Consider the following 23796-nt stretch of genomic DNA (forward strand, 5'->3'; position numbering starts at 1 on the left):
TTTATTTTAAAGTTTTCGAGTATTTAATTCTTGGGTTGAAGCTAGAGGTATAAATTTAGTTCTAAATTTAATAATTAATGGCAATCCTCTGGCAATTATCCAAAAAGTAAAAGCAATCCAAATAGCTATTAGTTTGTAGTTAAGATAATCAAAAATTAGTAAAGTTGGTATAAAGACAACTCCAGTTGCAAGTATTAGTAAATTTCTTAAGTATTTCATTTCTCCCATTCCTTTAAACATTCCATCAAAAATAAAGGTTATGGCATTTATAGGCTGTGTTATTAATACTATCCAAAAAATAGTATAAAACTGCTCTAAAACCAAGGGTTCTTTTGTAAAAATTTGTCCTATAAAGTTATACAAACAAAAACCAATACTAGCCATAATAGTTCCTACAAAAATGGCGTACTTAAATAACTTATTACTCAGTTTTAAAAGTGTTTTATATGCTTTGGCACCTAAAAGTTTACCCGATAAAATATTACCAGCACTCGAATATCCATCAATCATAAAGGCCCCTAAAAGCCAAATATTTAGACTAATTGTATAAGCTGCAATGTATTCTTTACCATAGTATGTAGCGTAAGAAGTAGCAAAATACAATGCAACATTTAAAGCAATAGTTCTCACAAACAGATTGCCAATCATACCCAATAACCTAGGTACTTCTTTATGAAAGGGAAGTACTATTTTTAATGATATATTTGTTTTTTTTATTAATAAAATTAGTGAGAGTATTGCCATAACAATTTGTGCAATTACACTTGCATAAGCAGCTCCTTTTATATGCATTGCAGGTATAAAATTATCGATTCCATATACAAGAATTACATCTAAAATAATGTTTGTTAAAGCGCCAATAATTGCAATAATCATTGGATAAAAAGTATTTTGCAATCCTCTAAAAACACCAAATATAGAAAATACAAAAAGGGCAAAAGGAAAGCCAAATATTCGAATATTAAAATATACAATACAATATTCTAAAATTTTATCTGTTGCATTATAAAATTGAAAAATTTGTTTCGAAAAAGGGTAACAACAAACTAAAACAAATACACTTCCTAAAATTACAATGGCAATTGCTTGTGCAGGTAGTTCTTTAATTTCTGATAATTTGTTGGCTCCTACATACTGAGAAATAATAGACGAAATTGCACTTCTAATTTGTCCGAAAACCCAAATAAGCATAGATATAAATGCACCAACAATACCTACTGCAGCCAAGCTTTCTGTTGCGTTAACACTTATATTGCCAATTATTGCCGTATCTGTAATAGATAATAAGGGTTCTGCAATACCTGCAATAAGAGCAGGAATAGCCAGTTTATTAATGTTTTTAAATGAAATACTATTTGTCAAAAAATATTTTTTTACAAAGGTAATCAACTCTAAAAACAGTCCCTATTTAATTCGCTAAAAAATAGTAACTTTGCTTTTTAATCTCTTCTATTATGAAACATATTTTAGTACCAATTGGAGCTACAGAAAGCGCTCAAAAAACATTGCAATATGCTATAGATTTTGCCTCAGAAATAAACGCTAAAGTGTATGTTTTTAGAGCTTATAATGTTAAAGCGAAAGCTGGCACTATTATAAATATAGACTCTATTATTGCTCGTGAAACGAGTTTGTACTTAAGGGCAATTGTAAGTGCTTGTAATACTAAAAATGTAGATATTAAATTGATTTCTGTAAAGGGAGGTGTAGTAGATAGTGTGCATCATATTGTAGACGAAATTGGTGTTGATTTAATAATTGTTGGTGCAAAAAATAATACCATTAAAGAAGAATTGTTTTTAGGTAAAACAGCTGGTAAATTGGTAAAACAGACTAATATACCGTTGTTGGTAATTCCAGAAAATTACGAGTATCAACCAATTAAAAACGTTTTAATGGCATTTAAATCTGGTGTAGTAAAGAGTAAAACCGTATTAAACCCATTAAAATATTTTGTAAATAATTTTGGTGCTTTGGTACATTTATTATTGGTAAAAACGCCCAATTATACAGAAGATGATTTAGTGCTAGACGCCAACTTAGAAAATTTAAAAACTACCTTAACAGTTTCAGAAAATGCCACAACATTTCAGGGAGTTTTAGAACATGTAAAAACGCAAAACCCAGATATGATTTGTGTTTACAGACGCAAAAGAGGTTTTTTTAACAAACTCTGGGAGAAAAATACCATACTAAAAGAAGAGTTTTATTCTAATGTACCTTTGTTAGTTTTAAAAGGAAGATAGTTTTAGTTAGTATTTTAATCCTTCGGGCTCAATAAAAGGTATCTCTGGGTTATATATTTCTATTATAAACTGTTTTATTTCTGCTAAAAATTCGTCTAACCTTTCAGGAGTAATATCTAGGTCTTGTTTTCTAGTATTTTTAGAAAAATTTACTGGTAAAAAGCCATTATTTAAGTTCTTAAAAGAATAAATTCCTGCTTTTAGAGGTTTGTTAAAATTGTGATTTTTGTTTCTGGTATACAAAATAGCATACAACAAAACTTGAACAGCTTTGTGGTATTTTTCGTCTCTCAGCTCAGTAAATGTTGGCACTTTTAAATTGCTAGTACTTACCATTCCAGTTTTATAGTCTATAATTCTTATAGTACCGTTAAGCTCATCTATTCTATCAATTTCTCCGTTTAATTTTACAGGAAAAGGTAATTCTTTAATGTTAATTTCTGTAGATAATTTTACCTCTGTCGCAATAACTTTTAACGTGTTTTTTGGATTTAGAAGTAGTGCTTTTTCCTGAGATAAAAAATTGCTTACAAACCTATTAGCTACCTCAAAAATGAGTCTATTTTTACCGGTGGATAAATCGCCGTTTTTAAATTCTGTTTTAAAAAAATTAATAACCAAGTTTTTGGCTTTACTTTCCATTTCTACAATCATTGCTACAGACAGGTTTGTATGTAAGTTTGGTTTATACAAAGCGTCTAGCGTTTTATGAACCACTGTTCCTAAGGTGTTAAAAGCAACGGTTTCTTCTACATCGTCAAATTCTTTTATTTTAAGTATTTTTCGCTGATAAAAGGATACAGGATTGTACAAATAGTTAGTTATTGATGAAGGAGAAAAGCCTGTAGAAGCAATGTTTTTTAAGCGATCTAGAGTTATTTTGTCTTTAGAAATTTTTTTTAATGCTTTTTTATCTAACACTATTTTTGGTGCTATTAATTTTTGACTAACGTCCTGTCTTATCATTTCTAGCTGGCTAACAAACCTACTTTTTTCTCCACTACCAAATACGTCATGCTCCGTATTGTAAATAATAAATACATTTTTTGCGCGCTGCAATAATCTAAAAAAGTGATAGGAAAAAATTGCATCTTTTTCTTTGTAGGTTGGTAAGCCAAAGGCTACTTTTACATCAAACGGTATAAAAGAATTTTGTTGTGCACTTGCTGGTAAAACCCCTTCGTTTGTAGAGGTTAAAATAATATTTTCGAAGTCTAAAACTCGAGTTTCTAACATTCCCATTAGTTGAAGACCTTTTAGTGGTTCTCCCTGAAAAGAGAGCGATTCAGAACCAACTAATTGATTAAAAAATAGCGATAATGTTTTTAAATCTGTAAAGTAAGAAAATTGATCTTGTAGTGTTTTTAGTTGAGTGAAAACAGTATGATATCGATATAAAAACTCTTTCTCTAAACTATCTTTTGTGTTTCTAAGTAAATTTATTAATTGTAAAATTCTGTTTAAGAATTGGTCGATGGTACTAAAGCTATCAAAAATACTAATTATAACTTTATGGGTTTCTATTGTGGTTTGTTTTAGAAAATTATTAAGTTTATCTACGGTGATAAAAGTATCGTTATTCTTAGCAATACTTTCTGTAAAATCATCTACAATACTACTATTGTCTTTAGTTAAATACCCATACACACTTTGGTGTTTTAAAAAGCGAATAATATCTTTATAATAAAACTCATTAACAGCCTTTTTTTGCAACCTTTCTTGCGAGATAAATAGTTGAAATATGGCATGAAATAAACTAGTAGTAGGAATATCTTTTAGAGGATATCCCATGGTTATATTTATAGCATTAATGTTTTTAGGTAAAGAATTTAGAGTAATAGGCAACAGTGTTTCGTCTGCTAAAACCAATGCTGTATTGTTAAAATTAGCAAATTTTTCTAAAATTTCACCTGCATATTTAATTTGCGTTGTGTTTTTAGAGGCGCCAATAACTTGTATGTTTTTTGTTTCAGAAAAATTATTACCTATTGTTTTTAGCGTATTTTTCTCGTAATACTTCCATTCTTTTTTATATTTTCTGATAAAAGCACCAGCTTGATGATTGGAGTTAAAAAAAGCACTGTCTAAATCCCAATAAATATCTGAATTTCCAGCACCAAGAACTTTTTGAAACAATAGCTCTTCGGCTTTGTTTAGAGCGTTAAAACCTAAAAAAATGAATTTTTTGTGGTTGTTTTTCTCTAGATAATTGTCAATTTTAACACAAGATTCTCTATACATTAAACCTTGGTAACCCTTTTTTCTGTCTTTTAAAAAGTTATAAAACTTAGGGTAGTAGAGATGTAACTTTTCTAAGAATAAATAATGATCTTTCATGAACTCAGTTTCCTGAAATGTGCCAGTTACCGACCATTTCTTTAATCGCTGAATATCTCTTAAATAAATAAATATCTCTTTTGTATTTATTAAATGTTGGTCTAACTCGTTAAAATCTTGTAGAACTGTAAAAGCCCACGAAGAAAAAACATCAAAAGAATCTGCATTTTTTTCCAATGATTTGTAAACGCTATAAAAGTCGAATAGCAATTGTACGCTATCAGCTTTTTTAATTTCAGAAACTTGCTCTATAAATTGCTCTATACTTAAAGTTTCTGGTAAAAAGCCAATAGAAATTTTTTCTTTTATAGTTTGCTTTAAAAATACTTTTGCCCTTTGAGACGGTAAAATAAATACTACATCATCAAAAGATTTTGTAGTTTTTAATACTTCGTCTAAGGTTTGAGAAATAAAAGAATTCATTACATTTTTTTTCAAATAAAGAGATTTCTAAATTACAAAAAGTTACCTTTATAACTCAGCTATTTTAAAAATTAATTTTCATGCAAAACGAATTAAAAATTGTTGGTGTTCAGGCACCTTTGTTTTGGGAAGATGCAAGCCAAAATTGTTGTTTTTTCGAACAAAAAATTCAAGAACTAAAAGGGAGTATCGATCTAATTGTATTACCAGAAATGTTTACATCTGGTTTTACGATGCAGCCAAATAAGGTGGCAGAAGAGATAGACGGTTTTTCTGTTTCTTGGATGCAAAAAATAGCAAGTTTAAGGCAAGTTGCTATTTGTGGAAGCTTGGTTATTAAAGAAAAAAGCAACTATTTTAACACATTTATTTTTGTACATCCATCAAAAAAAGTAGAAACCTATATAAAAAGGCATTCATTTACTTTAGCAGGTGAACACAAACTATATACTTCTGGAAAAGAACAGGTTATTATTACATACAAAGGATGGCGTATTTGCCCTCAAATATGTTATGATTTACGGTTTCCTGTTTGGTCTAGAAACACAAACAACTATCATTTATTAATTTATGTTGCCAACTGGCCAGTAACTAGAATAAAAGCATGGGAAACTCTTTTACAAGCTAGGGCTATAGAAAATATGTCTTATACAATAGGAGTTAATAGAATTGGTAAAGATGCAAATGGTTACGAATATTCTGGCAATTCTTTAATTATAGATTATTTAGGTGAAAAGTGTGCTTCTTTACATACTAATACCGAGGGTTTTATTATTACTACATTGCATAAAAGCGCGCTTGAAGAAACCAGAAATAAACTGAATTTTTTAGCCGATATGGATTCCTTTTCTATTGCTAATTAATAAAAAAACTCCTGTAAATTTATATTTACAGGAGTTTTAAAAGAGTGTTAAATTGTTATTTTATTTCAAATGTATTTTCTGCACTTTCTATTTTAACCGTATATTTTCCTTTGGGTAAATAATAGATACCATTTTTACCAGGTTTCAATTCTGAATTTTTATTTGCCTTTTCAAATGACTTTTTTCCTTTTTTAGAAAAGGAAACATCAAATGTTGCTTCGTTATAGCCTTTGTCTGCTTTTACTTCTATGGTATTTACTTTAGTATCATTATTGTAAATTTCTATAGTTACGTTTTGCTCAGATTTTACATAAAAAGGAATTTTTAATTCAGGTACAAAAGCTTCTCTCCATTGGCTCCATGAACTTCCCCATCTGTTATTTTTTCTTACATTATTAATAGAGAAAATATGGAAGTTTTTATCCATAACCTTTTCATTAATTTCTTGTAATGCAGCAATATTAGCGGTATACAAACTACGCCCGTGAGTACCAACAATTAAATGTTTTTCTGTTGGTTGAATAACTAAATCGTGCACGGCAACATTTGGTAAGTTTTTAGAAAAAGCACTCCAAGTAGCTCCTTTGTTAAAGGTAACATATAAACCATTATCTGTACCTACATACAAAATATGTTCGTTTTCGGTATCTTCTCTAATAACATTTACTGGAGACGTAGCAATATTATTGCTAATTTTAGACCATGTTTGTCCGTAATTTTCTGAGACATATACATAACTTGTAAAGTCGTCAAATCTGTATCCGTTTAAGGTTGCATATACACGTTCTTTTTTATGTTTTGATGCCACAACTCTAGAAACCCATAAGTTTTCTGGTAAATTATTGGAAATACGTGTCCAGGTTTCGCCACCATTTTTTGTAATATTAATGTAACCATCGTCTGAGCCAACATAAATTAATCCGAATTGAAACGGACTCTCAGAAATAGTGGTGAGCGTTCCGTAGGCAACATTTCCTTTTTTAGCACCCGCTGTTAAATCGCCCGAAATTTCTGTCCAATCGTCACCTTTATTAAATGAACGATGTAGTTTATTACTTCCGTAGTATAAAATATCTTGATTATGGTGTGATAATAAAATTGGTGTTTGCCAATTAAAACGGTATGGTTTTTCTCCTTTAGCGTGTTTTGGCTGAATGTAAGTTCTTTTTCCTTTATCAGTTTCTAACCTATAATAGTTCCCGAATTGAGAACCTGTATATATTATATTTGAATTTCTATTGTCTACCTGAACCTGCATTCCGTCTCCGCCCATAATAGATTTGTATGGATTTTGACCAGACTGATGCCAACTTTTGTTTATTTGAGCATTGTGCGGGCCGAACCAAACTCCGTTATCTTGTAAACCACCATATACATTATAAGGCTTTTGGTTGTCTGCATAAACTGCATAAAATTGACCAACCGCAGGAGAGTTTAATTTAAACCAGCTCTCACCATCATCATAAGAAAGATTTAAACCACCATCATTACCGTTTAATATATGGCCAGGTTTGTTTGGATTTACCCATAAAGCTTGGTGGTCTGAGTGAACATTTTCTCTACTTATTGATGAAAATGTTTTACCACCATCTTTAGATTTTATAATACCAATACCTAGTACATATATTCCGTTTTCATTTTTTGGATCTACTCTTATTTCACCGAAATAATACCCGTAAGAACTGTATATACCATCTAAATAATTTGTGTGAGTTTTTGTCCAAGTTTTACCTCCATTTTTTGTTTTAAAAACTTCGGCGCCAATTACAGGTTCTTCAAAGGATAAACTAGTTTCATTTTCTAAAAAAGATACCAGTTCTTTGGGTTGCATGCCTCCAGGTCTTAGTAATTGTTTTACATTTTCTGCTCTAAATTTTTCTTGAAAACCACTTGCTTTTATGTAGTTGTCTAATACTTTATTTCTCAAAGCCAAAATATTTTCTGTGCTCATGTTTTTTATAGCATCTTTAGAAAGGTTAACAGAGGCTATTTTATTTGTGCTTGGTTTTCTTCTATATTGGCTGTCGTGTAATGCGTATACAGTATTTGCATTATAAACTGCTAACCCTATTCTACCTACTCCATCTCCGGTAGGGAAACCACTTTTTTCTGAAATTTTATTCCAAGTTGTTCCTCCATCTGTACTTTTATAAATAGCAGAATTACTACCATCGCCATCAAAATTCCAAGCTTTTCGTTCTCTTTCCCAAGCGGCTGCATACATAATATTAAAGTTTTCTGGAGCTGCAGCTACATCAATAATACCAGTTTCATTGTTTATAAAAAGGGTTTTAGTCCAGGTTTTACCACCATCGGTGGTTTTAAAAACACCTCTTTCTTCATTTGATGAATATAAATGACCAATAACACCCACAATAACTTCATTGGCATTATTTGGGTTTATTAAAATTCTACTAATATGATGAGAATCTGTTAAGCCAACGTTAGCCCATGTTTTACCACCGTCGGTAGATTTTAACATTCCGATACCTGCATAAGAAGAACGAGAAGAGTTTTTCTCTCCAGTTCCTACCCAAATAGTTTTTGTGCTCCAATCTACCGCAATATCACCTATATTTTGTGTTGGAGAATTGTCTAAAATTGGTGTAAAAGTGCTTCCATTATTGTTGGTATGCCATAATCCGCCAGAGGCGTAACCAACATAAAATTCTGTTGGGTCTGTAGGGTTTACGGCTACATCTGCAACTCTTCCACTCATTACAGTTGGTCCGATGCTGGTAAATTCAACATTTTTTACAATAGAAGATTGCATCATCTTAGATTTCTGATTCAAAGATTGCTCAATTATTGTTGATTTTGTTGGTGTTTGCGCAAATAAACTAATAGATACACAAAGCATAAAAAACTTAAAAATTGATTTCATAAGTATAAAGTTTGATTTTCAATTGATGAAAATACTATTACTATTTCCAATATCAAAAAAATTAACATTTTAAATGAATTTCATAGATAAAATAGCCCAACTTAAAACAATGTATCTTTGCCAAATAAACTACTACATAAAGTGAGTTTTGTAAATACTATTTATGACATTTAAAGATTTAGGTTTATCTGCAGCGTTGGTTAAAGCAGTAGAAGAAAAAGGATATACCAAACCATCACCCATACAAGAAAAAGCAATACCGTTTATTTTAGAAGGCAAAGATATTTTAGCTTCTGCTCAAACAGGAACTGGTAAAACAGCTGGGTTTACATTACCAGTTTTACATTATTTAGCCGATACTAAGCACCCTAAATACCGACCTTTAAGAGCTCTGGTATTAACACCTACAAGAGAGTTAGCAGCACAGGTATATGATAATATTAGAGAATACAGTAAGTATGTAAATATTAAGTCGGCCGTAGTTTTTGGAGGTGTTAAGGCAAAACCACAAATAGCAACTTTAAAAAATGGAGTAGATATTTTAGTCGCTACACCAGGCAGATTATTAGATTTACACGATCAGAAAGCAGTTTCTTTTAAACGAATAGACGTACTTATTTTAGATGAGGCAGACAGAATGTTAGATATGGGTTTTGTAAGAGACATTAATAAGATTATTAGTTTTATGCCAGAAAAACGTCAGAACTTATTATTTTCCGCTACCTTTTCTAATGATATTAAAAAGTTGGCTTCGGGTATTTTAAAAAATCCAGTTTCTGTGGAAACTGCCCCTCAAAATTCAACCGCAAAAAAAGTAACCCATCAAGTATATAAAGTTGATAAAAAGAAAAAAACTGAGTTTACTATTAAATTGATAAAAGATAATAATTGGACTCAAGTTTTAGTTTTTACAAGAACTAAACATGGTGCCAATAAGCTAACAGAAAAATTGATAAAGGCGGGTGTTTCTGCAGCTGCAATTCATGGAAATAAGAGTCAAGGAGCTAGAACAAAGGCGTTAAAAAGTTTTAAAGATAACTCGATAAAAATTTTGGTAGCTACAGACATTGCTGCTCGTGGATTAGATATTCCTTTACTACCACACGTAATTAATTACGAATTACCAAATATTCCGGAAGATTATGTTCACAGAATAGGTAGAACAGGTAGGGCAGGTGCTGCCGGAGAAGCAATTTCTTTGGTTTGTAGCGAGGAGGTAGAGTATCAAAGTGAAATTGAAAAATTACTAAACGAAAAGTTAAACTCTAGTATTATTGCTGGTTTTGAACCAACAGATACTGCGCCTCCAAAAAGAGCTGCAACTCAGAGTAAAGGTTCTTTTGGTAAGAAAAAGAAACCCGGTAGTTCTAAAGTTAGTAATGGTAGTAAGCCTAAAAATAAGCCTCACTTTAAAGCAAACAAAACGTCTGGTTCAAACTCAGGAAGAGGAAGAACTAGTGCTCCCAAAAAGAAACGCTTTTAGTAATTTTAGTTTGTTTTTGCCGTGTGTTTTTGCTGCATGCAGTTTAGTTACCATTTAGTTTTGTCATTCTGTAAGAATTCCTGTTACAGTTGCTCACTCATGCGCGAGACCCTTTTCAGGGCGACAAACAGTGTGTGTTTTGCTGCATTCAGTTTAGTTACCATTTAGTTTTGTAATTCTGTAAGAATTCCTGTTACAGTTGCTCACTCATGCGTGAGGCCCTTTTCAGGGCGACAAACTGTGTGAGATTTTGTAGAATATAACTGTGCTATACATTTCTTATTTTACGTTGGCATTAAGATTTCTTATCTTTGATTCTTAAATAAGAAACATTATGAAATATCACCCTATAGCATCAGAATTATTTATAAAAAACCGTAAAAATTTTGCCTCTAAAATGAAGCCTAATAGTTTGGCTATTTTTAATTCTAATGATATTTATCCTATTAGTGCAGACAGTACAATGCCTTTTGAACAACATAGAGATATTTTTTATTTATCTGGTGTAGACCAAGAGGAAAGTGTATTAATGCTATATCCAGATTGTCCGAATAAAAATTTAAGAGAAGTATTGTTTGTTAGAGAGACAAACGATCATATTGCTGTTTGGGAAGGAGAAAAGCTAACTAAAGAGGCTGCTTTTAAAACTTCAGGAGTTAAAACTGTTTATTGGTTGCAAGATTTAGAAAAGGTACTTGCCGAAATGGCTGCTTATGCAGATACATTTTATATAAATACCAATGAACATTATAGAGCAAATGTAAGTACAGAAACACGTGAAGATCGTTTTACAAAATGGCTGTTGGCAAAATATCCAGCACATAGTGTTGCAAAAAGCAACCCAATTTTGCAGAGATTGCGAGCGGTAAAAGACAGTATAGAAATAGCTCTTATGCAGCAAGCATGTGAAATTACAGAAAAAGGATTTCGAAGAATTTTAAACTTTATTAAGCCTGGCGTTTGGGAGTATGAAATTGAGGCAGAACTTTTGCACGAGTTTGTAAGAAATAGGTCGAAAGGGTTTGCATATACACCAATTATTGCATCAGGTAATAATGCCAATGTGTTACATTATGTAGAAAATAATCAACAATGCAAAGCTGGCGATTTAATTTTATTTGATATTGCGGCAGAATATGCCAATTATAAAAGTGATTTATCTAGAACAGTTCCTGTTTCCGGACGATTTACCAAACGCCAGAAAGAAGTATATAATGCCGTAAATTATGTAAAAAAGGAGGCAACAAAATTATTGCTTCCTGGTACTTTATGGAAAGAATACCATATAGAGGTAGGGCATTTGATGACTGCAGAGTTGTTAAAATTGGGTTTACTAGACAAAGCAGATGTACAAAATGAAGATAAAAATTGGCCAGCATACAAAAAGTATTTTATGCATGGAACGAGTCATCATATTGGTTTAGACACTCATGATTATGGCCTTTTGCATGAACCTATGCAAGCCAACAATGTGTTTACTGTAGAGCCAGGTATTTATATTCCTGAAGAGGGTTTTGGTATTCGTTTAGAAGATGATGTTGTGGTTCAGGAAAAAGGGGAACCTATTAATTTAATGGCAAACATCCCTATAGAAGCTGATGAAATTGAAGAAATTATGAATGGAAATTCATAAATAGGTTATAAATTATTGTAAAAGCGGGTTTTATTACTCGCTTTTTTTTATTTTAAAGAGGTTATAAAATTTATGGTTTTTTTGTTAAAAGTTTCAGGTTGCTCTACATTTACTACATGACCGCAATTGGCCACGACAAAAAGTGATGAGGTAGTATGTTTTAAAACGATATTTTTTATAGAAGGTAAAAAGAGGTGATCTTCTTCTCCCATAACATATAAAGTAGGAATTTTGATATCTTTTGCCCTAAAAAAGCGTAAAAGAGGATTTATTTCCGAAGTTAATTTAAACCATCTAATAAACTCTTTTTGGTATAGTTTTTTTGCTTCGTTTACAAAAAGCAAACGCGAGTTTTTATGATTTTTATTTGGCATTATTATAAATGCAAATAATTTATAAAGTAACATGTAAGGCACTACAGATTTAAAAATGTTACCCACTTTCATTAACACTTGAGATCTAAAATTCATTTTAATAATAGCGCCACCCATAATCATGCTTTGCACTAATTCTGGTCTTTTTTCAGCTAAATTCCGAATTAGAATAGTACCCAAAGAAATGCCCACAAAATGAGATTTTGATATTTTTAAATGTTCAATAACTTCAACAATATCTGCTGTTATAGAGTTAAAAGTATATTTGGCTTTAAAGGTATCTTTTAAAGAGGGTTTGCTATTTCCATGACCTCTTAAATCTAAAATTAAGACATTAAAGTGTTTCTTAAAATCGCGAACTTGTTTGTACCAAATAGTACTACTTCCTCCTGCACCATGTACAAAAGTTACCCACTCTTTCGAGTTAATATTAGGATATGAATAGTAGTTTAACACAAAAAAAAATATAAAAAAGTAAAAGTAGTGATTTTAAAATTACCAAATATAGAAGTACAAATTTTAGTAAAATTATTTTTAACAATAGTATTTTATGTTATCTAATTTTTACATATTATCTTTGTATTTTAAATTTAATTTTGAGAAAAGTTTTAACCTTATTAGTTTTAATATCTTTTTCTTTAAGACCATTGTTTTCTATTGGTTATCTGGCCTATTTTCAATTAAATATAGATTACATTATAGAAACATATTGCGTTAATTAAAAAGCTCCAGAGCTAGCGTGTAACGGAAAATGTCATCTAAAAAAAGTACTTACATCTACAGAAAATTCAGAGGATACTTTTGAGGGAGTGTTCTTTGTTTCAGAAGCTTTTTTTCCAGTTTTTCATCAATCTGATTTTACTTTATCTTTGAGTCTATGTTGTATTTTAAATACTTCTAAAAACAATTGGAAATTAAATTCATTACATCCAATTCTTACCATTTCTCGTATAGAACAACCACCAGATTTTATTGTCTAAATTATACAAATAATCTGTTGCAAATAATTACTTATAAGTATTTATTATGGGTGTTCATTGTCTTTTATGAAGCTAAATTTAGCTGAAAAAGTTACACTTGTACTTTGTCTTATACTTTTTTGCATTAAAATAATTTATTAAAACAAGGCGTTAATTTTTTTTATAAAAATTTCTAAAGATATACTTCTTTGGGTTTCTTATTTAAAAAGATTATCGTTTAAAGTTTCAATTATTTATAAAAATTGATTGTAAATCAGTTGTTATAAATAACGATTTAAAAAAATTAAAAATTAAAAATTGAAAATCAATATATACATATCTTTATTAATGGTATTTGTTAGTTTTTCCTGTACTAACACAGAAGATGATATTCTTTATGGAAAGGGAAATTTATCGCTTGAATTTGATAATTCTTACGGCGATTCTGACTTAATTTTAAATACCACTTCATACCTCGCAAACGAAACTGAAAAAATAAAAATTTCTAAAGTAACCTATATAATCAGTAATATAAGGTTAGAAAAAGCAGATGGAACTATTTTCACCTACCCAAAAAATGATTCATATTTTATAGTAGATGAATTTGTGAATAGTTCTCAGTTTATTTCTCTTTCTAATATTCCTGAAGGAGATTACACAAAGATTACTTTTGGAATTGGTGTAGATCAGGAAAAATATTTAGAAGGAGCAACGGGTCAGGGTAATTTTTTAACCCTTGCTCAAGATGCAGAAATGATGTGGAGTTGGCAGGCAGGGTACAAGTTTTTAGTTTTTGAAGGAGAATATACTTCTATAAATTCTCCCACTCCAAGTGCTTTTGCATTTCATATGGGAAGTCATGGAAAAGTATTGGACAATTATAGAGAGGTAACATTGTCGTTACCAAATTCTGCAAGAATTAGAACAGATAAAATACCAGAAATCCATGTAGTTTCTAATGTGTTTTACATATTGTCTGGAAGCACCAAATTTTTGTTAGATGAAGGGTCACAAATTCATGTAGATGCATTAAAATCTCCAAAAATTGCCAATAATACAAGCGAAATGTTTTACATAGATCACGTACATAATTAGTATTAATCGTCATGAAAATAATGCAAAAAATAACTGTTTTCATTTTTATTCTCTTTTTTGGTTGTGAAAATCATGAGGAAGAATATGTAAAAATCACTACTAAAGTTGCGTTAAACCAGCCCTCAAATTTTCCTAAATTACGCTATAACCTTATTCAAAACCCTTTAACTGAAGAAGGAATAGCTTTAGGAAAAAAACTTTTTTATGAGGGCCGATTGTCTAAAAATTCTGTTGTTTCATGTGGTTTTTGCCACGAACAAGCTTCGGCATTTACTCATCATGGTCATACTATTAGCCATGGTGTTAATAATTTATTAGGTTTTAGAAATGCACAACCAATTCAGAACTTGGCATATTTTGAGGAGTTTAATTGGGATGGTTCTGCAATACATTTAGATTTGCAACCTATTATACCTATTACAAGTGAGTTTGAAATGGGTGAAACAATACCATCTGTTTTAGATAAATTAAGTTTAGATACCGATTACAAGCAATTATTTGAGGATGCTTTTGGTGATGATGAAATTAATTCTGAAAGAATGTTAAAAGCACTTTCTCAATTTATGGTAACCATGATTTCTTCTAATTCTAAATACGATAAAATAGTAAGAAATGAAGGTAATATTTATTTTACAGATGAAGAAAAGGAGGGTTTTAAATTATTTAAAAACAAATGTGCGTCATGCCACTCGGGAGAATTATTTACAGATAAATCATATAGAAATAATGGTTTGCCTTTTAATTCTAAGTTTCCTGATGAAGAAGGACGAGCACGTGTTACAGGTTTCTTAGATGATTTTTATAAGTTTAGAGTACCAAGTTTACGAAATGTTGCTGTAACTTTTCCGTACATGCATGATGGTAGGTTTAAAACTTTAAACGCTGTATTAAATTTTTATTCAGAAGGAATGTTAGATAATGGTGGTAAAATTGATACACTTTTATTAAAAAGAGATGGAAGTTTCGGAATTAACTTAACTCCTTCAGAAAAAAAATACCTCATCAAATTTCTTAATACATTAACAGATAATACTTTTTTAAATGATAAACGTTTTTCAGAATTTTAAACAATCAATTCTAATATTTTTATTTTTTTTGACCATTTCATTTGATGGGTTTTCAAAAAAATTAATAGATTATAAATCAGATAATATACTAAATAATATCGAGTATTATTTTTGCGATATATGTGGTTCTTCAGCAAACGGAGCAAGTTTTGGTATAGGAACAATTAGCAGTGCAAGTTTTATAGGAGTCAGATATATGTATCAATCTTACACTTCTAAAGATGGTATTTTTGTAAATTCGCCATCAACAAAAGAGCATTTTAGTGCTTATCAACTTTGGGGTAAAATACCAGTTAACAGTTCAATTTATATAAGTGCAGTAATGCCTTATCAAGATTTAGAAAGGAGATTTTCTAATAAAACGGAGGCAGTTAGTGGTTTTGGAGATGCTATAATTATGGGTTGGTATCAATTAAAATTATTTAAGCAATCTTCAGAGAACAACACTAATTTAATACCTGTGAAAGAAACATCAAATCACTCATTAGAATTTGGTTTTGGGGTGAAATTGCCTACAGGTAAATTTGAACAAGTACTAGCAAATCGTGTAAACCCAGGTTTTCAGGTAGGTACAGGAAGTTTAGATGTTGTTCTTGCACTTTCACATGGCTTTAATAAAAATAATTTTGGGCTTAGCACCTCTTTAACTTATTATCTAAAAGGTGAAAATAAGAATGAATACCGTTTTGGAAATCAGTTTAGCTACCGTACAAATTTATTTTATACAATAGCAAAAGATAATTTTAGTTTCTTACCATTTATAGGTTTTTCTGGAGATGTTTATAATCCTATTTCTCAATATAAAGAAACTATAAAAAATACAAGCGGTGATGTATTTAACGGAATATTAGGAGCAGAAACTATCTTTAATAAAGCAATTGTTGGTGTTAATTACACGTTGCCAATTCATCACAATTTATTTAACGGAAATGTTACTCCAAATAGTTCTTTAAGTGTTTATTTAAATTTTTCTCTAGAATAGTTTTCTATGTGTAAAACAACTGAATATTTTTAAAAAAGTATTCAGTTGTTTTATTCTCTAACGTATTCTTCCTTTAAAAGCAAAATATCTGTTTTTAACCTTTCCATTTCTTCTTTATCTGTGCCGTCATAAGAACCTCTTATGCGTCTTTCTTTATCTATTAAAACAAAATTTTCTGTATGAATAAAGTCGTTCTCTCCACCGTCGCCATCATCTAGAACAGCAAAATAACTTTTTCTTGCTAGTTCGTAAATATGTTTTTTAGGACCTGTTACTACATGCCATTTACCATCAATAACCCCTTTCTTTTTTGCATATTCTTTTAATACAGAAACGCTATCTATAACTGGTGTAACCGAATGAGATAAAAACATAATATCAGTATCGTTTTTGTAAAAATTTTGTAGCTCGCTCATATTATATGCCATTGCAATGCATATAGTTTGACACCTTGTAAAAAAGAAATCTGCTATGTAAATTTTGTCTTTAAAATTATTGTTAGTAACTATTTCTCCGTTCTGATTTACTAACTCAAAATCTGCAATTGTATGATTTTTAGTAATGTGTTTAATTGAAAAGTCCACCAATTGCGGATTAAAGTCTATAGGGTTATAAATTTTTAATGTTTTATCAACTTTTAATAGATGATAAAAAACTGGAATCGAAACTGCAGAAAAAGCAATTAAAAAAAGTAAAGTAGGAATTGATTTTTTAAAAAATTTAATTTCCATAAATATCTAGTTATAAAGCAAAAATACGACTTAATATTTCTTTAAAAAAGAACTAAAATCTAATAAAATCATAAAAATGTGGGTATTTTTTTCTTAATAAAAATGAATTTCTAAGTGTTTTACTTTTTTTTATAAAGTAATATTTAAAGTTAATGATGTTGAAAGATTAATGGTTTTTGATTAATTTCGACGATATTTTACAATTATGATGAATTGGGAACAATTACTTTCTTTAAAGCGTTTTGGTGATACAAAAAAAAGAGAAAGAATAGCACAAGATGAAACTCGTTTGGGTTTCGACGTAGATTTTGATAGAATTATTTTTTCAAAGGCATTTAGAAGTCTTCAAGATAAAACTCAAGTAATACCTTTGTCTGAAACCGATTTTGTTCATACAAGATTAACACATAGTTTAGAGGTTTCTGTAGTGGGTAGAACCCTTGGTAGAAAGGTAGGAAAGGTATTGTTAGAAAGGCATACTAATTTAGCAGCATTAGGGTATACTTTTAACGATTTTGGAGCTATTGTTGCTGCGGCTTCATTAATGCATGATATAGGAAATCCTCCTTTTGGCCACTCTGGCGAGAAAGCTATTGGCGAATATTTTAAAACAGGAAAAGGGATACAGTTTAAAAAAGAATTGTTATCAAAAGAATATCAAGATTTAATAGACTTTGAAGGGAATGCTAACGGATTTAAAATTTTAACAGAATCTAGAGAGGGTATTGCAGGAGGTTTAAGACTAAGTTATGCAACATTGGGCGCATTTTTAAAGTACCCTAAAGAAAGTTTGCCAAAGAAGCCTACATTACATGTTGTAGATAAAAAATATGGTTTTTTTCAATCCGAAAAACAAGCTTTTTTAGAGGTGGTAAACGAGTTAGGAATGTTACCAAAATCTATCGAAAATAACTCTTATTACAGACATCCATTGGCATATCTTGTTGAAGCTGCAGACGATATTTGTTATACAATTATAGATTTTGAAGACGGCATAAACCTAGGTTTAATAGAAGAAGAATTTGCATTGGAGTTTTTAATTAAATTGGTAAAAGATACTATTGATATTAAAAAATATCATTCTTTAGAACATAAAACAGACCGAGTAAGCTATTTAAGAGCATTGGCAATTGGAGTGCTTATTAATGAAGCGGTAACGCTGTTTTTAGACAATGAAACTGCGATATTAAATGGTACCTTTAACAAACCACTATTAGACAAATGTAGGTTTGAGGCACAGATTAAGGATATTATTAATATAAGTATTAAAAATATATATAAGAGTAAAGAAGTAATTGAAAAAGAAGTTTCTGGTTACAGAATTATTGCCGATTTACTAGATGTATTTGTAACTGCTTTAAACAATCAGCATCAAGGAAAGGCCTCTAACTTCGATACACTTGTACTACATTTATTACCTGAAGAGTATCAAGTAGAAACAGAAAATTTGTATGATAGAATCATGCAAATATGTAGCTATGTCTCTAGAATGTCTGACAGTTATGCCATTCGAATTCACAAAAAAATATCAGGAAATATAATTTAGAATCAATATTAATTACTAAATTGTACGTTTTAAGGGAGTATTTTCTTTTAAATACCACTAATGTGTATCCCTAATTTTATGAACCATAATACAGTAAAATGAAACAAATTTACCAATTTTTAACCCTTGCCTTAGTGCTTACTTTTTTTGTTGCATGCAATTCTAATACAGAATTGTCATCAGAACTTAAGCACACAAAAAAGAAAAAGAAAACTCAAGAGGAGAAGGCAATTGCTACAAAACAAAGATGGTTACACGATTTTAACATGCAAAAAAATCCTTTAACAGGTAAAATACCAAAAGAGGAAAAGTTAAAAGAATTTGAAAATGCTTTGTTAGAAAAACAAAGTACTTATGCGTCGAGAACTAATACCAACAATTATATTAGTAGAGGTCCGTCTAATTTAGGTGGTAGAACCAGAGCATTGCAAGTAGATATATCTGATGCTTCAGGAAAAACGATGCTAGCAGGAGGTGTAAGTAGCGGTGTATTTAGAACCACAGATGGTGGACAAAATTGGACAAAAGTTTCTGCTTTTGATGAAATTCACAACGTTACTTCAATTGCACAAGATCCAAGGCCAGGTTTTCAAAACATTTGGTACTATGGTACAGGAGAGTATGCTGGTAATAGTGCTTCAATTCAAGAGCAATACAGAGGCTATGGAGTATGGAAATCTACCGATAGCGGTTTAACTTGGCAACAAATGGCTACAACGTCAAATGGTGCTTTTGAAAATTTTGACAACTTTTTCGATTATATAATTGATATGGAAGTACACCCTGTTTCGGGAGAACTTTTTGTTGGTACTGCCGGAAAAGTTTACAGATTAGCAAACCCTTCACCAGTGGTAGAGTTAGAAATAGATAATAATTCTTTAGGTTGGACAGATTTAGAAATTACTACTTCAGGAAGAGTTTTTGTTGCTATAGATGGAAGATTTTCTGCAGTTAGCGGTGTTTGGACTTCACCAACAGGTTCTGGAAACTGGACACGTATTTCAGAAAATGTAACTAATTTTAGCCCAACGAGAAGAATTACTCTAGGTATAGCGCCATCTAACGAAAACATCGTATATGTGTTGTATGACAATGGAGACAATAATGCTGCAGGAAATCGAGTAGCTGAGGCAGATTTATTTCAGTATAATTTTTCAACAGATACTTGGGTAGACTACAGTAGTAAATTACCAGATGAAGCTGGAGAGTCTAATGGAAACGATCCCTTTTCTATACAGGGTGGTTATGATTTAGTGGTTTCGGTAAAGCCAGACAATGAAAACTTTGTGGTTATTGGTGGTACAAATATTTATAAAATTAACAACATAACTACAGATACCACTTTTAAAAGAATTGGTGGTTATAAAGATGCCAATGGTTATGAACTTTATTCTAATCATCACCCAGATATTCATGCAGTAGCTTGGGGATTAACAGATAGTAATATTTTGTATTCTGGAACCGACGGAGGTGTTCACGAAACAACAAACGTAAGTTCAGAAACGGTAAGCTGGAACAACTTAAACAACAATTATCTTACATATCAATACTATCATATAAATATGATGAATGAGTCAGGATCAGACATTGTAATTGGTGGAGCTCAAGATAATGGTACTACCATTGGAGGAACTAATTTTGGTAGACCAGATAAATCTTCTATGAAATCATATTTTGGGGGTGATGGAGCTGCGGTAGCAGTTGCAAATTCAGACAATTTATTAAGTGGATTTTATGTGTATGCTTCTACTCAGAATGGAAATATGTATAGAGGAGAAGATACTTTTTTAAATTCGAATATAACTCCTAAAGACGAGAATGGAGATGAATATGATAGTGGTTTTGTAACCTATTTTCACATGGACCCAGATAATTCAGAAATTATTTATTATGCTGGTGGAGATAAGTTATTAAGAACAGATAATGCAGAAACCGTAAGCAGTTCTACTTGGGATGAAATTGGAAAGTTACCTTTTGGAGAAAAAATTTTAACAATGGAAACTACCCGAGGAACTTATGATGCTTCTTCTAGTTTCCTTTTTATTGGTGGTAGAGGAGGTAATGTTTATAGAGTAAGCGATCCTAAAAATACTAGCGAAATTACACTTAAAAAAATGACACCACCAGGTGTTTTTGTTGATGATTTAGATATTAATAATAGTCAGTATATTTCTGATATAGCCATTCATCCCACAAATTCAGATATTTTAATTGCTACATATGCTAGTTATGGAAGTACTATAAAAAATATTTTTATTACTAAGAACGCAACTGCAGCAAGTCCAACATGGGTAGAGGTAGAGCGTAATTTGGCTTCACATTCAATTCGATCGGCAGCTATTGCAATGGTGGGAGATCAAACTCATTATTTTGTAGGAACAGCAAGAGGTTTGTATTCATCTGAAAATCCAGAAACTGAAGATTGGTCTCTGGAAGGAGGCACTGTTATGGGTATTCCTATTGTAAGCGGTTTGGTTTACAGACATTCAGATAATGTTTTACTGGTTGGTACCCACGGAAACGGTATGTTTGAAACCAACTTAAATAGCAGCTTATCTGTAAAAGAAACCTACAAAGAAACTGTTCAATTAGCCATGTACCCTAATCCTACGCAAAGAGAACTTACTCTTATTAGTCGCGATATTACTATTGGAAATTCTACAAAATTCTCTATATATAGTATTGATGGTAAAGAGGTAAAACGTGGTGTTGTACAAGATAAAAAAATAGATGTTCAAGATTTAAGTCAAGGTATGTATTTATTAAATCTTAAAAGTGATGGCAAAACAGTTACCAGAAAATTTGTTAAAAACTAACGTATGAAGTATCCTTTTTATTTTTTACTTTTTATTTTTCTAATGGGATGTAAAACTCAAAAATACCAATTGGTAGAGAGCAATGCACTTTCTTTAAAAGAAGGATATTACATAGAAATTCCACCCGGAACTTTTGAAGGTAAAACAGCTATAAATGCCGTATTAACTTTTGAAAAATTTGATAAAACAGCTATTAAATTTTTAGGTATTTATTTTAGAAATGAGTTTGTAGCTACCTCAGGAATTAAAGATTCTTTTAAAATTGAAGCAGGAGTTTATAAAGAGAATTTTAAAAAATTAAAGGAGGATAATATTCCTTTTAAGTTAAAAAAATCTGAAGTAGTATTAAGCTATTTTTACAAAGGAAAGCAAAAATACACAAAGTATACTTTACAAAAGAAATCGCCATTGGGCAATATACCAATGTAACAAGCTATTTTTTAGTAATTATTTTTAAAATTAAAGACGCTAGCAATAGCGTCTTTTTTTATATTTTATTAAAAAGTTTCCCCAAACTATTAGCATCTAAACAAGTCATTTCTTGAAGTTCTAAGACAGTGCCATGAGTAATAAAATTATCGGGAATACCAATTACAGTAATTTTATTTTTATAGTTGTTTTCAGTAGCAAATTCTAGAATAGCACTTCCAAAGCCCCCTTTTTTTACACCTTCTTCCGCAGTAAAAATGGTTGTATATTTTTTAAAAATTGTATGAAGAAGTTCAACATCTAATGGTTTGATAAAGCGCATATTATAATGTGCTATTTTTTCGTTGTTTTTAGAATACTCAATTCCTTTTTTAATATTTTCTGAAATAGTACCTACAGATAAAACTGCAGCCTCTTTACCTTCCTTTAATTGAATTCCTTTTCCAATTTTTATTCTTTTGAATGGTAGCTGCCAATGTGTTAAGTTTCCTGTTCCTCTAGGGTACCTTATAGCAATAGGATTTTTTATCCCTAATTGTGCAGTGTACAATATATTTCTCAGTTCTATTTCGTTGCTTGGAGCAAAAATAGTTAAGTTTGGTATACACCGTAAATATGCCAAATCGAAAACACCATGATGCGTGGCACCGTCTTCACCTACTAGTCCTGCTCTATCTAAACAAAAAATTACAGGTAGTTTTTGCAGCGCAACATCATGTATTATTTGGTCGTAAGCGCGTTGTAAAAAAGTAGAATAGATATTACAAAATGGTATTAATCCCTGAGTAGCCATTCCTGCTGCAAGTGTAACTGCGTGCTGTTCTGCAATACCAACATCAAAAGTTCTTTCTGGAAACTTTTCAAACATAAGTTTTAAAGAGCTTCCAGTAAGCATTGCAGGTGTAATACCTACTATTTTCGAGTTTTTTGTTGCTAATTCTAAAATGGTTTTACCAAACACATCTTGATATTTGGTATATGGGTTTTTTAACTGTGCTAATCGTTCACCAGAAATTTTATCAAATTTACCAGGAGCATGGTAAGTCACTTGATCCTCTTCAGCTCTTTGCAACCCTTTTCCTTTTGTAGTAATTATATGTAAAAACTTAGGACCTTTCACGTTTTTTAACCGTGTTAATTCTGAAATAATTTTTGGCAAATTATGACCGTTTATTGGTCCTGAATAGTCGAAATTTAAGGCTTTAATAATATTATTTTGGGCGGCTAATTTTCTATCTGTTTTTACTTTTGTTAAATATTCTTTTAAAGCACCAACAGCCGGGTCTATACCTATGGCATTGTCGTTTAATATTATTAATAAGTTAGCGTTAGAAACACCAGCATGGTTTAGCGCTTCAAAAGCCATACCACTGGCAATAGATGCATCTCCAATAACCGCAATATGGTGCCTTTTGGTTTCTCCTTTTAAATTGGATGCTATAGCCATGCCTAAAGCAGCAGAAATTGAGGTAGAAGAATGCCCCACTCCAAAAGTATCAAATTCACTTTCTGTTCTAGTAGGAAAACCTGCAATACCATTTAATTGCCTATTTGTATGAAAATTAGCTCTTCTACCGGTTAAAATTTTATGAACATATGCTTGATGTCCAACATCCCAAACTAACAAATCTTTTGGAGTATTAAATAAATAATGTAATGCAATAGTTAGCTCTACAACTCCCAAACTAGCACCTAAATGTCCTTCTTTGGTAGCTAGAACCTCTATTATAAAAGCACGTAATTCTTTTGCCAATTGTGGTAATTGAACTTCCTTTAATTTTCGTAAGTCTTTCGGACTTTCTATATGATCTAATAAACCCTTCATTTCTAACACAAAAATACAATTTAACTTTTGATGAATGTAAGTGAGTGTATGAAGAATTAAAAAAACTGTTGTATTTTTTTGCTTAATTTCGTGTTTTACTAAT

The 23796-nt window shown here is 30.8% G+C and carries 16 protein-coding genes; 10 read left to right on the forward strand and 6 right to left on the reverse strand.

Features of this window, described 5'->3' with window-relative positions; all coding sequences use genetic code 11:
• Positions 1-6 precede the first annotated feature (6 nt).
• The gene (locus WHD54_RS07130) at positions 7-1362 is read right to left on the reverse strand and encodes an MATE family efflux transporter (protein WP_088324599.1); all 1356 of its coding nucleotides are present in this window, start codon (positions 1360-1362) and stop codon (positions 7-9) included.
• Between the two features lie 92 nt (positions 1363-1454).
• On the opposite strand from WHD54_RS07130, the gene WHD54_RS07135 reads away from it, so the two are divergent.
• On the forward strand, positions 1455-2246 hold the full coding sequence (locus WHD54_RS07135; protein ID WP_088324598.1) for a universal stress protein: 792 nt from the start codon (positions 1455-1457) through the stop codon (positions 2244-2246).
• Positions 2247-2252: 6 nt separating this feature from the next.
• Here the strand turns inward: WHD54_RS07135 and WHD54_RS07140 are convergent, their stop codons facing one another.
• A complete protein-coding gene (locus WHD54_RS07140; protein ID WP_088324650.1) occupies positions 2253-5006 on the reverse strand; it encodes a PD-(D/E)XK nuclease family protein in 2754 nt (917 codons plus the stop codon).
• 80 nt (positions 5007-5086) lie between these two features.
• Between WHD54_RS07140 and WHD54_RS07145 the strand changes: the two genes are divergently transcribed.
• The gene (locus WHD54_RS07145; protein WP_088324597.1) at positions 5087-5869 is read left to right on the forward strand and encodes an amidohydrolase; all 783 of its coding nucleotides are present in this window, start codon (positions 5087-5089) and stop codon (positions 5867-5869) included.
• A 55-nt stretch (positions 5870-5924) separates the two neighbouring features.
• Here WHD54_RS07145 and WHD54_RS07150 read toward each other — a convergent pair whose 3' ends face one another.
• Positions 5925-8753, reverse strand: a complete 2829-nt coding sequence (locus WHD54_RS07150; protein WP_198943166.1) for a VPS10 domain-containing protein — start codon at positions 8751-8753, stop codon at positions 5925-5927.
• 163 nt (positions 8754-8916) lie between these two features.
• Here WHD54_RS07150 and WHD54_RS07155 point away from each other — a divergent pair, with 163 nt between their 5' ends.
• Together WHD54_RS07155 and WHD54_RS07160 are read left to right on the forward strand one after the other, a co-directional pair.
• Entirely contained in the window at positions 8917-10236 is a 1320-nt protein-coding gene (locus WHD54_RS07155; RefSeq protein ID WP_088324596.1) for a DEAD/DEAH box helicase, read from the forward strand.
• Between the two features lie 334 nt (positions 10237-10570).
• On the forward strand, positions 10571-11869 hold the full coding sequence (locus tag WHD54_RS07160; protein WP_088324595.1) for an aminopeptidase P family protein: 1299 nt from the start codon (positions 10571-10573) through the stop codon (positions 11867-11869).
• 47 nt (positions 11870-11916) lie between these two features.
• On the opposite strand, the gene WHD54_RS07165 is transcribed toward WHD54_RS07160, so the two are convergent.
• On the reverse strand, positions 11917-12699 hold the full coding sequence (locus WHD54_RS07165) for an alpha/beta fold hydrolase (protein WP_088324594.1): 783 nt from the start codon (positions 12697-12699) through the stop codon (positions 11917-11919).
• Between the two features lie 821 nt (positions 12700-13520).
• On the opposite strand from WHD54_RS07165, the gene WHD54_RS07170 reads away from it, so the two are divergent.
• From WHD54_RS07170 to WHD54_RS07180, 3 genes are read left to right on the forward strand one after another with little or no spacing between them, the layout of a single operon-like run.
• Entirely contained in the window at positions 13521-14297 is a 777-nt protein-coding gene (locus WHD54_RS07170; RefSeq protein ID WP_088324593.1) for an MbnP family protein, read from the forward strand.
• Between the two features lie 11 nt (positions 14298-14308).
• Positions 14309-15364 carry a cytochrome-c peroxidase gene (locus WHD54_RS07175; protein WP_233131014.1) on the forward strand — a complete coding sequence of 352 codons (1056 nt, stop codon included), beginning with the start codon at positions 14309-14311 and terminating at the stop codon, positions 15362-15364.
• Between the two features lie 28 nt (positions 15365-15392).
• A complete protein-coding gene (locus tag WHD54_RS07180; RefSeq protein ID WP_143744274.1) occupies positions 15393-16346 on the forward strand; it encodes a transporter in 954 nt (317 codons plus the stop codon).
• Between the two features lie 50 nt (positions 16347-16396).
• Here WHD54_RS07180 and WHD54_RS07185 read toward each other — a convergent pair whose 3' ends face one another.
• Positions 16397-17077: an SCO family protein gene (locus WHD54_RS07185; RefSeq protein WP_088324591.1), complete on the reverse strand. Its 681-nt coding sequence runs from the start codon at positions 17075-17077 to the stop codon at positions 16397-16399.
• Between the two features lie 208 nt (positions 17078-17285).
• On the opposite strand from WHD54_RS07185, the gene WHD54_RS07190 reads away from it, so the two are divergent.
• The 3 genes from WHD54_RS07190 (at position 17286) to WHD54_RS07200 (ending at position 21868) form a co-directional block, all read left to right on the forward strand.
• Positions 17286-18623, forward strand: coding sequence for a deoxyguanosinetriphosphate triphosphohydrolase (locus tag WHD54_RS07190; protein ID WP_088324590.1), 1338 nt, complete (start codon positions 17286-17288; stop codon positions 18621-18623).
• 98 nt (positions 18624-18721) lie between these two features.
• Positions 18722-21439, forward strand: a complete 2718-nt coding sequence (locus WHD54_RS07195) for a T9SS type A sorting domain-containing protein (protein ID WP_088324589.1) — start codon at positions 18722-18724, stop codon at positions 21437-21439.
• Between the two features lie 3 nt (positions 21440-21442).
• Entirely contained in the window at positions 21443-21868 is a 426-nt protein-coding gene (locus WHD54_RS07200; RefSeq protein ID WP_088324588.1) for a hypothetical protein, read from the forward strand.
• A gap of 58 nt (positions 21869-21926) precedes the next feature.
• Here WHD54_RS07200 and WHD54_RS07205 read toward each other — a convergent pair whose 3' ends face one another.
• On the reverse strand, positions 21927-23693 hold the full coding sequence (locus WHD54_RS07205; protein ID WP_088324587.1) for a 1-deoxy-D-xylulose-5-phosphate synthase: 1767 nt from the start codon (positions 23691-23693) through the stop codon (positions 21927-21929).
• Positions 23694-23796 lie beyond the last annotated feature (103 nt).

The organism is Polaribacter tangerinus (genome assembly GCF_038024095.1).
GTDB lineage: Bacteria > Bacteroidota > Bacteroidia > Flavobacteriales > Flavobacteriaceae > Polaribacter > Polaribacter tangerinus.